This is a genomic window from Streptomyces graminofaciens (genome assembly GCF_030294945.1).
Lineage (GTDB): Bacteria > Actinomycetota > Actinomycetes > Streptomycetales > Streptomycetaceae > Streptomyces > Streptomyces graminofaciens.
Map to the genome: position 1 here is coordinate 2,293,987 of NZ_AP018448.1, position 14,978 is coordinate 2,308,964.

The window sequence follows — 14,978 nt, forward strand, 5'->3', positions numbered from 1 at the left end:
CACCCCCGCGCCTCGTGAGCTGAAACCAGGGCTCACGAGGTACATCCGCGACTCACCCAACTCCCGTGCCGCAGCGCCCTTTCCGCCTCTACTGCCGCGCGGCCTGGACCGTGCCTTCGAAGGACCCCCTTGTGACAGCTCCCTACCCTCCCCTGCCCGAACACCGGCCCCCGGACCGTGACTGCCGCTCGGGAGGCGTCCCCGGTTGAAGGGCGTAGCCGCCGGCATCGGCGTCGTCGCCCTCTCCCCTCTCCTCCTCGCCGGCACGGCCATGCTGATGGCCTCCTCCAGCGAGGCCGCCCAGAGCACCTATTCGTCCCTCAGCTGCGTGGGCGACGTCGACACCGACGCCGTCGTCGAGCAGGTCACCAAGATCCTCAACGGCGCGTCCGCCAAGGACGTCCGCGTCGAGGGCCTGAGCCTGCCCGAGGAACAGATCCCCAGTGCTCGGACCATCGTGGCCACCGGGATCAGCCTCCACGTGCCGAAGAAGGGCCAGATCATCGCGCTCGCCACCGCGATGCAGGAATCACGGCTGCGCAACCTCAGCTCCGGCGACCGCGACTCGCTCGGGCTGTTCCAGCAGCGCCCGAGCCAGGGCTGGGGTACCGCCGAGGAGATCCACGACCCTGTCTACGCCTCCACCCAGTTCTACGAGCACCTGCTCGCGGTGGACGGATGGCAGCAACTGACTGTCGCCCAGGCCGCGCAGAAGGTCCAGCGCTCCGCCTACCCCGACGCCTACGCGAAGTGGGAGGAGCTGGCCACCGCCCTGCAGAAGGCGATCGCCGCGACCTTCCCCGACGCCGACCAGGACGCCACGGAGACGGACACCACCTCCAGCACCGCGTCCTGCACGGCGACCGAGGACGGCTCCGGATACGGCACCATCCCCGAAGGGTCCGTACCGAAGGGCTACTCGATCCCCAAGGACGCCGACCCGAAGGCCCGCAAGGCGATCGCCTGGGCGATGGCGCAGCTCGGCACGATGTACCAGTGGGGCGGCACCTGCACCGCGCCGCACGGCCCGGACCCGATGGGCCGCTGCGACTGCAGCTCGCTGACCCAGCAGGCGTACGCCCATGCCGGTATCCAGCTCACCCGCACCACGTACACCCAGATCAACGAGGGCCACGCCGTCTCCCCCAAGTCGCTCAAGCCCGGTGACCTGATCTTCTCCCGCGGCAGCGCCGCCCGCCCCGAACACGTCGGCATGTACATCGGCTCGGGCCTCGCGATCGAGGCACCCCGGACTGGCAAGCCAGTTCGAATCACGCCCTTGGCGGACTGGGACATCCTCGCCGCCCGCCGTGTCATCTGACCCCTGGTCGGGGCGCAGACCCCACATGCCGCCTGCATCACCTGTTCAGCGCGGGAACGGCCACGCACGGCATGTGAGCCGGATCGCCGCTCCCAATCCCCCGGGGCTGCTTCCTTACCCCCCGGCATACGGCCCATCGGCAGGACGACCTGCCGGTCCTCTCCCTCCTCTTCTCTTCATTGATTCCCGCGCGTCGGGCTTCGGCGCGCGCAAGGAGCCTCCCTTTGCACCTGCTCGACACCGTGCAGTACCTGGCCTACGACCCCGGCATCACACCCTCGGGTGGCGGCCTGCCCGGCCTCGCCGTGCTGAAGAACGTCGTCAACTCCATCAACCTGTTCGCGATCGTCGCCGTGGTCGGCGCGCTCGCCGTCTCCCTCGGCGTGTGGGCCTGGGGCCACCACACCGGCGGACACCAGGCCGAGGCCAACGGCAAGAAAGGCGCGGTCGTTTCGGCCGGCGCCGCCCTCGGCCTCGGCGCCGCGAACGGCGTGGTCGCGTTCTTCTCCGCTCTCGGGTCGCAAGTCCACTGATGCCGAAACGACTCCCCTCCCTGTCCGGCTACGGCATCGGCTGGTCGACCCGGCAGCGCATCACGGTCAGCGCGATCGGCCTCGCCATCCTCCTCGCCCTCGCCGCCACCGTCGCTGTGTTCACCGGCCGCACCGGAACCAGCGACAGCCAGACCGCCACTCCGCCCAGCCCGAGCAGCACCGCCTCCGCGTCCGCCGACCCGACGGCGTCGGCTGGGACCGGTTCGGTGGCGAAGCCGCCGCCGGTGGCCGACCCGGTCAACTTCGCCCAGGCCGCCGCAGCGATGCTGTGGTCGTACGACACCCGGACCACCAGCCGTGATCAGCAGCTCGCCGGGATGAAGGCGTGGCTGACGGCGGAGACGAAGTACGCCGACTGGTCCTCCCTCACTGCCCAGGTACCGGATCCGGTGCTGTGGTCGCGGATGGCCGACCAGGACCAGTCCGCCACTGCCGCCGTGGACGAGGCCCACTACCCGTCGGCGTTCAAGCAGGCCCTGGCGGACGACCCGTCGGCGATTACCGAGGCGTACATCTACGCCGTCACCGTCACCGGCAAGCAGCAGATCGCCTGGAAGAAGGGCGGCGCCGGCGCCGAGGACCGCTCGATCACCCTCGCCGTGCAGTGCCGTCCCAACGCCGACTGCTCCCTGGTCTCCATCGCCCCCCGCGTCGTGCCCTGACACGCGCCCCGAGCCCACTAAAGAAAGGAGGGGTGACTCCCCTTGGGCTTCTGCGACCTCCCCCTCGCGGACAAACTGTGCGCGGTCGGCGACGCGGTCTCCTTCGCCTCCGACCCGGGCGCGGCCATCGGCAACTGGATGGCCAAATCAGCGGGCGAACTCGCCGCCGCCGGAGCCGACTTGGCCGCCGAGGCGGTCAACACCACCACCAAGGTCGACCTGAACGCCGGATGGTTCCGCGACAACTACGAGATGATCCTGCCGATCGGCCTGATCGTCCTTGTCGCCACCTTCTGCGCCCAGCTTGTCCGCGCCGCGATCCGCCGCGACGGCCAGGCCCTCACGCAGGCATTCACCGGCACCGCCGCCGGCGTCCTGTTCGCCTTCACCGCAATCGCCTTCACCACTGTCGCCATCGAAGTGGTCGACGCCCTCTCCGACGGCCTACTCAAAGCGGCGAACCTGTCCATCGATTCCGCCGTACGCCGCATCGTCAAGGTCGCCGCGATCCCTGGCCTGTCGGCGATGGGCTGGCTGGTCGCCGTCTTCGCCGGCGTCGGCGCTGCCCTGGGCGCGTTCCTCTACTGGTGCGTGATGATGGTCCGCAAGGTCGGCATCCTCGTCATGGTCACCCTCGCCGTCTTCGCGGGAGCGGGCGGCGGCTGGGAGGTCGCCCGGCGCTGGCGCAAGGGCTGGATCGAGGCCACCGCCACCCTCGTCGTCTCCAAGCTCCTGATGACCGTGATCTTCGTGCTCGGTATCGCGGCGATGGGCAAAACGGAGGCCAAGGACGGCGTCGCCGCCCTCGCCGACGTCATGGCCGGCATCGTCATCATGGCGCTCGTCCTGCTCTGCCCCTACGCCACGTTCAAGTTCGTCCACTGGGCCGCCTCCGAAGGCTCCGACGCCGAGACGCTGCACCGCTCCGGCGGAGCCGGCGCGCAGATGGCCCGCCAGCACGCCGAACGCGCCGGCCGCAAAGCCGCCGCCGCGGTCGCCACCGCAGGAACCGGCGGTGCCGCGGCCGGAGCGGGCGCCGCTCCCCAGGGCCCGGACGCCGTGCCGGGCGGTTTCCCCGGCGACATCGCCACCAACCCCACGCCGGACACCGGCAAGGAAGGCGGCGGTTCGGACGCTCCGTCATCCGGGGGCGAGGGGATCAAGAGCGGTCTGGAGAAGGCCGTGCAGCCACCGCCGACCAATCCGCGCGACGACACCAGCGGCCACCTCGGCGGCAGCCCCGGCCCGGCCTCCGGCGGAGGATCTCCCACCGGCAGCGGTTTCATGTCCGCGTCCGCGTCTCCGGCCGACGCTTCCACCCCGCCGCCGCAGGGCGCCCCGCCGGCTTCGCATTCCACGCCTTCGGCCGGAACCGGCACTCCACCGCCTCCACCCACCGGCCTCTGACCCTGCCCCCTCGCCGGGACGGCACACCCGCACTCCCCTTCAGGTGTGTCGTCCCGGCCCCGCCCCGCGCTCCCCGGAACCGGCTCCTTGTCTGAACTCTCCGTCTCCCCGATCACGGTCAAATTCCCGCACCGCTCACGGCGCGGGATCCTCCTCGGTCTCTCCCTCCCCCAACTCGCCCTCGTCTCCACTGCGTTGGCACTGCTGCTGATCACGGTGGTGACCACGGGGCTGCTCGGCGCCATCGCCCTGACCCCCCTATGGGCAGTCGTCGCTGCCCTGGTCGCCGTCCGCCGCGACGGCAGGTCCCTGATCGACTGGGCTCCGATCGTCTCCCGCTACGCCTACCGCCGCCGCACCGGCCAGACGCTGTGGCTGGCCCGGCCGGTCTCCCGGCCCCGCCAGGACGGCGTGCTGCACCTGCCCGGCACCGCCGCCTCGCTGAAGGTCGTCACCCCCGGCGACTCCGCCAACCAGGCTGCCGCCGTCCACGACCCGCACCACCAACGGCTCACCGCGATTGCCCGGGTCAGCAGCCGCGCGTACGCCCTGCTCGATCCCGCCACCCAGAACGCGAACGTGGCGGGCTGGGGCCGGGCTCTGGCCGGCATCGCCCGCACCGGACACGTCGCCACCGTGCAGGTGCTGGAACGTACCGTCCCCGACTCCGGCGACACCCTCGCCCGTCACTGGGCCCAGCACGGCCGCCCCGACACCCCCGTCGCCGGGCAGGTGTACTCCGAGCTGGTCGCCTCCGCCGGCCCAGCCGCCGCCCCGCACGAGGCGTACCTGGCCATCAGCCTGGACCTCAAGGCCGCCAAGCGCCTCATAAGCCAGGCCGGCGGCGGGCTCCCCGGCGCCTTCACGGTGCTGGAGCAGACAACTTCGGCCATCGCGCTCGCGGCGCGCAGCGCGGGGCTGATGGTGACGGGCTGGCTGACTGCGCGGGAGATCGCCGCGGTCATCCGCACCGCCTACGACCCTCACGCCCTGTCCGCCCTCCAGCAGTGGTCGCCGAACGGGCGGGCCGAGGCCGACCCTGCTGCTGCCGGGCCGGTTGTCCAGGTCGAGGAGTACGACCGCCTCGGCACCGACACCGCCCGCCACGCCACGTACTGGATCGAGAACTGGCCCCGCACGGAGACCACTCCCGGCTTCCTGCACGGGCTGATGTTCACCGCCGGGGTCCACCGCAGCCTGTCCCTTATATACGTGCCGCAGGGGCTTGAGTCCGCGCTGCGCGACGTCCAGCGTAAGAAGGCGGCGATCATCGCCGACGCCAACGAGCGTGCCCGTCGCGGACAGGTGGATTCCGAGGCCGACTCGGTCGAGTACGCGGACGTCAAGGTCCGTGAGCGGCAGCTGATCGCCGGCCATGCCGACGTCGCCCTGACCGGGCTGCTCACCGTCAGCGCCGAAACGGATGCCGCTCTCGACGCCGCGTGCGCGCAGATCGAGACCGCCGCGGTCACCGCCCAGGTCGACCTGCGACGGCTCTTCTTCCAGCAGCCCGACGCGTTCGCCCTCTCCGCCCTGCCGCTCGCCCGCACGGCGCTGTGACAGTGGTGCCGGGATGACGCTCCCGCCGCGCCAGACGGCATGGCCCGGACATCGTCTTCCTGCCCCGGCAGAGCCGCCCCGGGCTGAGCGCTCCCGGTGAGTACGTCGATTTTCGCCCCGCCCAGACACTCTCGGCCGGGGCCTCCACCAGCCGCTCCGCGCTCACCGGTATATGCCACTGCCGACCACCACTTCGCTCTCCGGACCACGTTCCCGCCCTCGCTGACCTCGCCGTTCTGCGGCACCAAGGACTCCCTTGAACGCACCCCCCACCACCGACGCGCATCCCTACCTCCGCGCCGCCACCGCCGGCCTGCGCCACCACACCCGTAGCCACGCCACCTCCGGCGCGCCGGCCGACCGCCTCCACCTGGACACGCTGCACGCCCACCTCACCGCAGCCCACCAGCTGCTCGACCAGCTCACCGACACCACCCGGCCCCCGCATCCGGCCGCCGGGCGTCATCTGGCCGCCGCGCACCTGCGGTTGTGGCAGGCCACCGCTGCCGTCCACGACGCCTTCCACACCGTGCCCGCCGGCGCCGAAGGCTCAGCAACCGAGGAGTGCCGACCCGAGCGGCTCCCCGACGGCCCGCTGGTGCTCACGATCTGCCAGCGGCACCTGGCCGCCTCCCACGCGATCCGCCGCAAGACCACCCCCACCGACCTGGCCACGCCATTGCACGGCCACACCACCAGCTGCACCATCTAGAACCCGCGCCGAATCGAGCCCGTCCCGCCATGACCCACCGGCCCGCCCGACGCGCCCGCCGCGCCTCGGCATCCCCCCTGTTCACCCCCCACGGCACCGACCGGGCCAGCCGCAAGACCGCTCGCCGTCAGCTCGCCGAAGCCGCCGCCAAGGCCCGCGCCGAAGCCACCGCCCACCCGGACGGCAGCGAGCCGGTCGAGCCCGAGATGCCGCCTCCGCTGTACCCGCCCCGCGGCCGTCCAGGCCCCGGCTCCGCCCGCGGCAGCCGGCTGAAGTTGCCGCAGCACCGCATGACCACCGCCACCGCCAGCGGGGCGTACCCCTTCCTCGCCGAAGGCGGTCTCGGCGCCGAGGGCATCTACATCGGCCGCGACGTCCACGCCGAAGCCAGCTTCACCTTCGACCCCTTCTCCCTGTACGGGCGCCTCGAAGGGTTCACCAACCCCAACATCCTGCTCGCCGGTGTAATCGGCCAGGGCAAGAGCGCGCTGGCCAAGTCCTTCGCCCTGCGCTCCATCGCCCACGGCTACCGCGTCTACGTGCCCTGCGACCCCAAGGGCGAATGGACCCCGGTCGCCTCCGCACTCGGCGGCACCTCCATCGCCCTCGGCCCCGGCCTGCCCGGCAAACTCAACCCGCTGGACGCCGCCCCACGGCCGGACAATGTGCCGGAGGCCGACTGGGCGGGGGAGATCCGCAAGCGCCGTCTGCTCCTGCTCGGCTCCCTCGCGCGCACCGTTCTCGGCCGCGACCTGCTGCCGATGGAGCACACCGCGCTCGATGTCGCCCTCGACGCGGTCGTCGCCCAGGCCGCCACCGTCCACCGCACTCCGCTGTTGGGCGACATCGCGGCCACCCTCAACCATCCCGACCAGCTCGATGCCGCCGCTGGGCTCATGTCCGGACGGCTCGGCGAGGCCGCCCGTGACCTCGCCCACGCTATGCGGAGATTGGTCCACGGCGACCTGGCCGGCATGTTCGACGCACCCTCCACCGTGCGATTCGATCCCACCTCGCCGATGCTGACCATCGACCTGTCAAGGCTCGGCGGCTCCGGCGACGACACCGCCCTCGTCCTCGCCATGACCTGCGCATCCGCCTGGATGGAATCCGCCCTCACCGACCCGCACGGAGGTCGGCGCTGGATCGTCTACGACGAAGCCTGGCGCCTGATGCGGCACCCCGGACTCCTCCAGCGCATGCAGTCCCAGTGGAAACTCTCCCGCGGCCTGGGCATCGCCAACCTCATGGTCATCCACCGGCTGTCCGACCTGCTCACCGCCGGCGACGCCGGATCACAAGGCCGCGCCCTCGCCGAGGGCCTCCTGGCTGACTGCTCCACCCGCATCATCTACCGCCAGGAAACCGACCAACTCCACGCCGCAGCAGCCCTGCTGGGGCTCACCTCGGTCGAGACCAGCGCCATTGCCCACCTCAACCGCGGACGCGGGCTGTGGCGCGTCGCCGGACGATCTTTCATCGTTCAACATCAACTCCACCCTCACGAGCTGGCCCTGTTCGACACCGACGCCCGCATGCACTAGAAGCCCCCGCGACGACCGACAGAAACGACTCCGACCCACCTGACCTGGAGTACCCCTGCAGCACCCCGACTTCGAGCTGTACGACAACGTCGGCCGCACCGCCGACCAGATCAGCGCCTACCACACTCGCTCCGCCACAAGGGACGACCTCTACCGCTGGGCGGAGCGCGATGCCGAAGCCTTCCGCACCCGGCACACTCTGCCGCCCGAGCCCTTCCCCGCCCCGGACCTGAGTCCCTACCGCGAGGCTCTGGACGCGGCCGAGACTCCGGCCGAGTTCAGCACCATCCTCAACGCCCTGCTGGACGCAGTCGCGCCGTTCCTCAACGAGGTCATCGAGCACCTGGCCGCCACTGCCCAGTGGAAGGGCCAAAACCGCGGAGCCGAACCCGAGTCACCGCCCTGGCTGCTGCGCGGCTCCGCCAGCAGCATCGCTTCAGCGCTGGCCATGGCAACCGCAGCGGATCTCAAGATCCTCCGCGCGCACTACGACCCGCCGCCGGACCTCGACGCGCTCCTGAAGCAGACCCGCACGACGCCCGGCACGCCCCCGGCCCCGCCCCAACCGCAGCCCGGCTCCGGAGGCCCACGGCGCTGAGCGCCGACGGATCAACCACCCGCCGCCGCACCTCAGGAATCCATGCCCCCGTCTCGCACCGATCTGTCCGCCTTCGCCGCCGCCCTCGCCGAACGCCTGCCTGGCACGTGGACGAGCGGGTATCACCGCCACACCGCCTACGAGAACCAGTTCCCCACCATCGAAGGGCTCTGGGACGCCGGCCACGTCGACTACATCGTCAGCCAGTACGTCCTCGGCCATGACGCCGTCCTCCACGGACAGCAGCTCTACGTCACCGACCGGCCCCTGTACCGCCACCAGTTCGTGGTGGCCCCGCTGGAACCCGAGGGCTTCAAAACCCACCAGATCTCCCCGGTGCGTGAGCCGGACGGCATCGCTGTCCCCAACGATCCGGTCCGAGCCGCCGCCGCAGTCATCCGACGCTTGCTGCCCCGCTACCAGGTGGCCCTGGACGCTGTCCGTCACAACGCCCTCGTCCAGCCCGAGCCGCCACACCGCCAGCCCGCCCCCGAGGTCGCCCAGACACTCACGCTGGTCTGGTACCCGGACGGCGTGGTGGGCGCCCCGTACGACTCGGTGCCCGAGGAGGCGCGCATGACGCTGTTCGGCTGTCGCTTCCAGTACAGCCCGCACGAGTCCGCCTTCGTGCTGCCGGCCTCCTACAGTTCCAAAGAGCGCGCCTTGCTGGTCCAGCTCGTCGCTCTGCGGCTCACGCTCCAGGGCATCGGGGTCAACTTCCGCCGGGCCGCTCCCCTCTCTTCCCCTCCGGCAGCTGCCGCGAGAAGGGCGCTGACGACGGTGTCCGCAGCCCCGACGTCCGCCACCCGGCGGTAGAACCCGGTTCCTGTATCAAGGAGTTGCCGCTGTCCGATCCCGACCAGCGGATGCTGCTGCACGACGTGGCCGACCGGCTCAACACCGTGGCCGATCAGCTTCCGCTCCCCGACCAGATCCGCCCGGATCCCGCGCTGAGCGAGATCCTGGACGATGAAGTCCGCCATCTGGCCCGCCTGCTGGGATTCCTGGCCGGGGAGAGCGCCTTCCGTCACCGGGCCGCCGCCCGCTACCCGGCCCGGACCACGGCCACGGTGCGCCGCACGACCCTCGCGCTCGCGAGCGCCGCCGAACCCACCGGGCTCGCGCTCGCCGCCCTCGGCGCCGCCGTCCACCACCTCGGCCAGCTCGCCGACCTCACCCGCCAGGCCCCCGGCCCCGCCCGCGATCAGGCGGTCACCGCCTCGCACCAAGGGCTCGTGGACCGCCTCGGCGACAGTCGCATCCACCTCGCCCGCGCCGCGAAGCACCTGCGTGCCGCAGCCGACACTCGCACGGCACCGGCCGCTACCACCGTGCCCTCGGCCACCACTACCCCATCCCGTTCCCGCTGATCCCCTCCCCCGGAGCACCATCATTTCCCCGCACAACTCCGCCCGCCACGCTGCCCTCCTGCTCACCACGCTCGTGGCGGTCACGCTGACCGCGTCCGCCTGCACCACCTCCCACACCAGCAGTCCTGACGCCGCAGCCAAGGCCACCCGCGCCGCCTCCCCCACGCCGACCGCCGTCCCGGCGCTGACGAAGCAGGAGGCCCTCGCCCAGATCGCCCGCTACTCCAAGATCAACAACGCGGCCAACGACGACAACAACCGCATGCTCCTCGGCACCATCGAGGACGGCCCGCTGTACGCGATGTCGGTCGCGGACTACAAGGAGAACGAGGGCCTGCCCCAGGCCGACCGCGAGAAGTACAAGCCGTGGTCGTACAACCTCGCCTCCACGAACCTCTACATCCCGCGCTTCACCGCCGGCCAGAAGAAGTGGTTCGCCGCCGTCACCTACAACGGCAAGAAAGACAAGTACGCCCGCGTCCTGATCATGGCCGAGCAGACCAGGACGAAGCGGTGGGAGATGGTCGCGGCCGTCGACCTCGACGATAAGAAGCAGGCTCCGAAGATCGCTCTCGACGCCGACGGCTACGCCACCGCCCTCGACGCCACCTCAACGAGGAACGTCGCCGCCCCGCTCGACGTCCTGCGCGCGGCTGTCACGGACAACTTCACCACTGGCGGCGACACCACCGGCAAGAAGGTGTTCACCTCCTCGAAGGCGTCCGCCCGGCAGATCAAGGCCCACGACTCAACCGTCCACAAGTTCGGCAGCCGCGGCACCACCGCGTTCTCCGCCGCCACCCCGGAGTTCACCGACAGCTACGCCCTCAAGACCGCCGACGGCCACGCCCTCGTCGTCTTCGCGCACACGCACACCCAGCGCGACGCCGTCGCCTACTCCGGGCTCGAGATCGTGCCGGAGAAGAAGGACCGCGCATGGCTCGGCACGGCCAACAGCCCGTCCTTCACGTACACGTTCACCTGCTCCGATGTCGCCACCGTCCCCACCACGCCGGGCAAGTCGACGCTGATCGGCTACACCTGCCGCCGCACCGATGCCCACGGCATGACCACCTCCTCGTGACCACGGCCCTCGACACCCCACCGCACGAAGAACCGCCCTTGCACATAACCGAGTTCACCCACGCGCTCGCCGACCGTCTGCCCGGCTGGCAGCCCTCCCCCACCGCGGTACCCATCGCCGACGACCCAGCCAGCAACCGGATCTGGGACAGCGGCCCCTTGCCCTACGCCGCGTTCCAAACAGACGACGTCCAGCGCAGCGTCCTGACGCACCACTGGGGCCTGCAGCTGTACGTCATGCCCCGCCCCCACCGGCCGGACCAGTACCTCGTCCTGCCGATGCTGCCCGCCAACACCAGCCACCAGCACGTTCAGGGTCTCAAAGCTCCGCGCGGCATCGCCGTCCCCGCCGATCCCATGCGGGCCGCAGCCAGGATGCACCGCCGCCTGCTGGCCGACTACCGCTTCGCGTCCCCCACCCCGATCCGGCGCAGCAGCCCCGGCCACCTCCAGGTCCACGTCACCCTCGACGCCCAGCGGCGTCCACGGATCCGCACCGGCTACATCACCGTCTTCATCGAACTGCTCGCGCACGGCGGCTTTCTGCTCGACCCCGCCACCGGCGAATGCCACCTGCCGGACACCCTCACCCCCGAGCAGACCCGGCGTCAGCTGATCAAGAGCCTCCAGCGCCTGCGGCACCGCGACTTCCACATCACCGTGCACTCCATCGAGGGCCCGCGCTCCCACCCGCCCCTTCCACGGGGCAACCCGCTCAAGGGAAACCGCCGATGAGCCAGAGCCACGACGCCTTCGTCCACGCCCGCCTGACCACCTGGCAGCGCCGCATCAACGAGACCGCCGCCGGCCTGCTCCCGCCGCAGACCGGCAGCGCACAGGCTGCCCTCGTACCCGTGCTGGACCAGCTGGTCGCCGTGTACAACCTGTCCTCCGGCCTCGTCGCCGATCTGCGGCAGTCCACCGACAGCTCCCTCGCAGAGACCGACGCGGGACGTGAGTACCTGACCCAGCTGGCCACCGCCCTCGCGCACAGCAACCGCGCGGCCACCCACCTGAGCACAACGGTGATCGGTCTCGCCGACACCCACCGGCTCACTCCTCGCCCCGGCACCGCCACCCCGGTCGGGAGCCAGCTGAGCATCACTCTCGGCCATGGCGCCGCGCTGCGCAGCCTCCAGCGTGCTCTCGAAGCCGTCACCAACGCGCTCGCTGAGGCTCAACCCGGTTCGGCGTCTTCCCTGATGCCGACTGTCAGCGAGCAGCACCGCCGGGCAGCCGACGCCGGTGGCGCCCATCCCGCACGCCGCCGCCCCTGAAGCGCATGCGTCAACCACCCATCATCCGCACGTTCTTGGAGAACTCCCTGGCCACCCGTTCCTTCATCGCCCGCCCCACCGACACCGGATATGACGGCGTCTACGTCCACTGGGACGGCTACCCCAGCCACCACCTCCCGCTGCTGCTCGGCGCCCACCAGTACCGTTTCGACGGTGACCTCGACGCCCTGTGCCGGCACCTGATCGACGAGGCACCCGAGGGCTGGTCCCAGCTGGGCACCGACCTCCTCGACGGCGCCCCCGAACCCCTGCGCGCCGAACTCGTCGGCAGCGACGAACACCCCAGCAGGAAGCACGACAACGTCCATGTCATCACCGTCGGCGCAGCCGAGCCTGAGCCGTGGACCGTCACCGAGAAGTCCCACGGGGGCCTGGACTGGGGGTACGTCCTGCACCCGCATGGCATCGAGGTCATCTCCCTCCACGCGGAAGACCGCGGCCCCGTCGTGGCCTGGGCCACCGACCCCCGAGCCCGGTTCAGCAACGGCACCTACCGCTGGCGCCCGGGCCACCCGATCCCGGCCACCCTGCCACCTCGGGCGACCGGCCCCAGCACACCAGCCGCAGCTCCGGCGCCGACCGCCGCACCTCGTACCGCGCCCCGCCGCTGACCCCTTCTCGTCCTCTCTGCCGCGGAGAACCTCCTGTACTCCCCCACCGCCAAGATCACAGTCGTCATCGCCACCCAGCTACGCCCCGACCGGCTCGACCACCTGACGGCCATGTACGAGAGCCTTACCCGGCAGAGCGTGCCCTGGGAGGCTGTGATCGCGCTCGACGGCGCCGACCGCACACGCCTGCCGACGCCCCTCGCCGGTGACTCGCGCGTGTGCATCCTCGCGCTGCCCCGGCAGGTCGGCGCGGCCTGCGCCCGTAACCTCGCCCTGGGCTGCGTGCGCACCGAGTTCGTCAACTGGGCGGACGACGATGACGAGTTCACCGACGATGCCATGACCGTACGGTTGCGCACCCTGGAGATGACCGGCTTGGGCTGGTGCGCGGGATACAGCGAGGACTTGCACCCGTCCGTTTTCCGGCCGACGGAGGCGCTCTGTGGCCGGTGACCTGGGATTGAACGTAGCGGACATGTACGCCACGGCGCTCGCGATCGAGGCCCGGTCCACTCAATCGGGTGCTGAGGAAGGCCAGTTGTATAACGCCGCGCGAATCGTCGCGGCGCCGAAAGGTAGATCCCCCGTGCATTCCGCACCTGATGCCGAAGTCGCCGTCGTCACGCCTACTCGGCTGCGCCCGGACCGAATCGCGTACCTGCTGGAGCTCTATGCGAGCCTGCGCGATCAGGACGTGAGCTGGGAATGGGTTCTGGCCCTCGACGGCGTATCCGAGGACGGCGTGCCCGAAGTCCTGCGCACGGACGCCCGGGTGAAGGTCGTCGCGCTTCCGCGGCCGGTGGGAGCCGGCGCTGCGCGCAACTTCGCCGTAAACGAGGTGACCGCCGACTGGCTCACCACGTCGGACGATGACGACGTACTCCCCGCGCAGTCGTTGTCCGTGCGTCTCCGCCACGCGCAGAAGCACGATCTGGGCTGGTGTGCAGGCTGGTCTGCAGACCTTCATCCCAACCGCTCGATCACAACCTGGCGCTGCTCAACTCCGCCCGGTTTCCATGCGCCTGGTGATGTCTGGCGCCACTGGGCGACTCCTGACTCGACCATTCCCATCGGACCAACGACGCTCCTGGCGCGCACCGAGATCGTCCGCGCGAGCGGTGGCTATGCCGCCCTGCCCCAGGGGGAGGACTACGCCTATCTCGTCGGCGTCACCGGTGCTGCCCGCGGTGCTCTGCTGCCGACCGTGGTCTACCACTACCGCAAGCACGCGGAGCAGATGACGGCCCAGCCCGAGTATCCGGCCATGGAGCTGCAGGCCCGCCGGTTCGCCTGGAACCACGGCAAGCACCTGGAGTCGCTGCGCAAGGGGACGTGCACATGCGCGGCGGTCGCGTGACGGTGGCGGGCGCGGTCGTGCGGTCAGCCGCGGCGTCAGTCGTGACGGGCGAGCTTGATGGCGGAGATGAGCAGAATCACAGCCAGCGCGGGGATGAGCACCATGTCGGGGAACACGCCGAGCAGCAGCCCGCCCAGGACGGCTCCGGCGATCGAGCCCGCGACCATGACCAGGGCGAAGCGTCGGTTGGCGCCCAGCACTGCGAAGCTGCCGTCGCGGCTGTAGCGGGCGAAGGCGACCAGCATGGTCGGCAGGGAGACCAGCAGGGAGAGGCTTCCGGCGGTCTTGATGTCCTGCCCGAACAGCAGCACGATCGTCGGGATCAGCAGCTCGCCGCCGGCCACGCCCATGATCGCGGCGACCACGCCGATGCCGAAGCCCGCCACCACTCCGAGCGGCACCTGCGCCCACAGGGACAGGTCGAGCGTTCCCAGGGTGGAGATGTGGGTGATCAGCAGGGCGGCGGCCATGAGCACCATCAGCGCGGCCAGCACCTTGTACAGGGTGGTGGAGCGCATGCGCACTGCCCAGGATGCCCCGGCCCAGGCACCGAGCAGGCTTCCGGCGAGCAGGTTGACCGCGACTGGCCAGTGCCCGGCCATTTCGGAGGCGGACACAGCGGTCAGGCGGGCGGGCAGCGCGGTCAGGACCACGACCAGGCTCATCGCCTTGTTCAGAATGACCGCGGAGAGCGCGGCGAAGCCGAAGAGGCTGATCAGCAGCGGCAGGCGGAACTCCGCGCCGCCCAATCCGATCATCCCACCCAGCACGCCGATGGCCGCCCCGGCGCCGAACACGACGGGCAGGGAGTGCGTCGAGCGCAGCGGTGCGAGGATCTGCTCGGTGGTCATGCCGAGAATCCTCGCTGGTCGCCGCCCGTGCCCGCTACGGCGCAGGGCCA

16 protein-coding genes and 1 pseudogene are annotated in these 14,978 nt (G+C 70.9%); 16 read left to right on the forward strand and 1 reads right to left on the reverse strand.

From position 1 onward, the window contains the following. Positions 1-205 precede the first annotated feature (205 nt). The 16 genes and pseudogenes from SGFS_RS10005 (at position 206) to SGFS_RS10080 (ending at position 14,077) form a co-directional block, all read left to right on the forward strand. Positions 206-1,321, forward strand: a complete 1,116-nt coding sequence (locus SGFS_RS10005; protein ID WP_286249447.1) for a C40 family peptidase — start codon at positions 206-208, stop codon at positions 1,319-1,321. A 224-nt stretch (positions 1,322-1,545) separates the two neighbouring features. Continuing rightward, positions 1,546-1,854: a DUF6112 family protein gene (locus tag SGFS_RS10010; protein WP_217570564.1), complete on the forward strand. Its 309-nt coding sequence runs from the start codon at positions 1,546-1,548 to the stop codon at positions 1,852-1,854. Then, positions 1,854-2,537: a hypothetical protein gene (locus SGFS_RS10015; RefSeq protein WP_286249448.1), complete on the forward strand. Its 684-nt coding sequence runs from the start codon at positions 1,854-1,856 to the stop codon at positions 2,535-2,537. The genes SGFS_RS10010 and SGFS_RS10015 overlap by 1 nt, the downstream gene beginning before the upstream one ends. Before the next feature lie 42 nt (positions 2,538-2,579). Then, a complete protein-coding gene (locus tag SGFS_RS10020; protein ID WP_286249449.1) occupies positions 2,580-3,944 on the forward strand; it encodes an SCO6881 family protein in 1,365 nt (454 codons plus the stop codon). An 87-nt stretch (positions 3,945-4,031) separates the two neighbouring features. Further along, on the forward strand, positions 4,032-5,504 hold the full coding sequence (locus tag SGFS_RS10025; protein WP_286249450.1) for an SCO6880 family protein: 1,473 nt from the start codon (positions 4,032-4,034) through the stop codon (positions 5,502-5,504). A gap of 256 nt (positions 5,505-5,760) precedes the next feature. Continuing rightward, positions 5,761-6,216, forward strand: a complete 456-nt coding sequence (locus SGFS_RS10030) for a DUF6238 family protein (RefSeq protein ID WP_286249451.1) — start codon at positions 5,761-5,763, stop codon at positions 6,214-6,216. 29 nt (positions 6,217-6,245) lie between these two features. Continuing rightward, positions 6,246-7,760: an ATP-binding protein gene (locus SGFS_RS10035; RefSeq protein WP_286249452.1), complete on the forward strand. Its 1,515-nt coding sequence runs from the start codon at positions 6,246-6,248 to the stop codon at positions 7,758-7,760. Between the two features lie 448 nt (positions 7,761-8,208). Further along, a complete protein-coding gene (locus tag SGFS_RS10040) occupies positions 8,209-8,358 on the forward strand; it encodes a hypothetical protein (protein WP_286249453.1) in 150 nt (49 codons plus the stop codon). Positions 8,359-8,400: 42 nt separating this feature from the next. Beyond that, complete coding sequence (locus SGFS_RS10045) at positions 8,401-9,174, forward strand: hypothetical protein (protein WP_286249454.1); 774 nt, start codon at positions 8,401-8,403, stop codon at positions 9,172-9,174. Positions 9,175-9,197: 23 nt separating this feature from the next. Next, the gene (locus tag SGFS_RS10050) at positions 9,198-9,728 is read left to right on the forward strand and encodes a hypothetical protein (RefSeq protein ID WP_286249455.1); all 531 of its coding nucleotides are present in this window, start codon (positions 9,198-9,200) and stop codon (positions 9,726-9,728) included. 73 nt (positions 9,729-9,801) lie between these two features. Further along, complete coding sequence (locus tag SGFS_RS10055) at positions 9,802-10,812, forward strand: hypothetical protein (RefSeq protein ID WP_286249456.1); 1,011 nt, start codon at positions 9,802-9,804, stop codon at positions 10,810-10,812. Beyond that, positions 10,809-11,546, forward strand: a complete 738-nt coding sequence (locus SGFS_RS10060; RefSeq protein WP_286249457.1) for a hypothetical protein — start codon at positions 10,809-10,811, stop codon at positions 11,544-11,546. Before SGFS_RS10055 ends, SGFS_RS10060 begins: the two co-directional genes overlap by 4 nt. Continuing rightward, the gene (locus SGFS_RS10065) at positions 11,543-12,088 is read left to right on the forward strand and encodes a hypothetical protein (RefSeq protein WP_286249458.1); all 546 of its coding nucleotides are present in this window, start codon (positions 11,543-11,545) and stop codon (positions 12,086-12,088) included. The genes SGFS_RS10060 and SGFS_RS10065 overlap by 4 nt, the downstream gene beginning before the upstream one ends. Before the next feature lie 5 nt (positions 12,089-12,093). Then, complete coding sequence (locus SGFS_RS10070; protein ID WP_286249459.1) at positions 12,094-12,720, forward strand: hypothetical protein; 627 nt, start codon at positions 12,094-12,096, stop codon at positions 12,718-12,720. Positions 12,721-12,774: 54 nt separating this feature from the next. Then, positions 12,775-13,134, forward strand: a pseudogene (locus SGFS_RS10075) (glycosyltransferase family 2 protein); the annotation flags it as partial. Positions 13,135-13,162: 28 nt separating this feature from the next. Beyond that, positions 13,163-14,077: a glycosyltransferase family 2 protein gene (locus SGFS_RS10080; protein ID WP_350283990.1), complete on the forward strand. Its 915-nt coding sequence runs from the start codon at positions 13,163-13,165 to the stop codon at positions 14,075-14,077. Positions 14,078-14,112: 35 nt separating this feature from the next. Here SGFS_RS10080 and SGFS_RS10085 read toward each other — a convergent pair whose 3' ends face one another. Further along, positions 14,113-14,928 (reverse strand): sulfite exporter TauE/SafE family protein, encoded by an 816-nt coding sequence (locus tag SGFS_RS10085; protein WP_286249460.1) that lies wholly within the window; start codon positions 14,926-14,928, stop codon positions 14,113-14,115. Positions 14,929-14,978 lie beyond the last annotated feature (50 nt).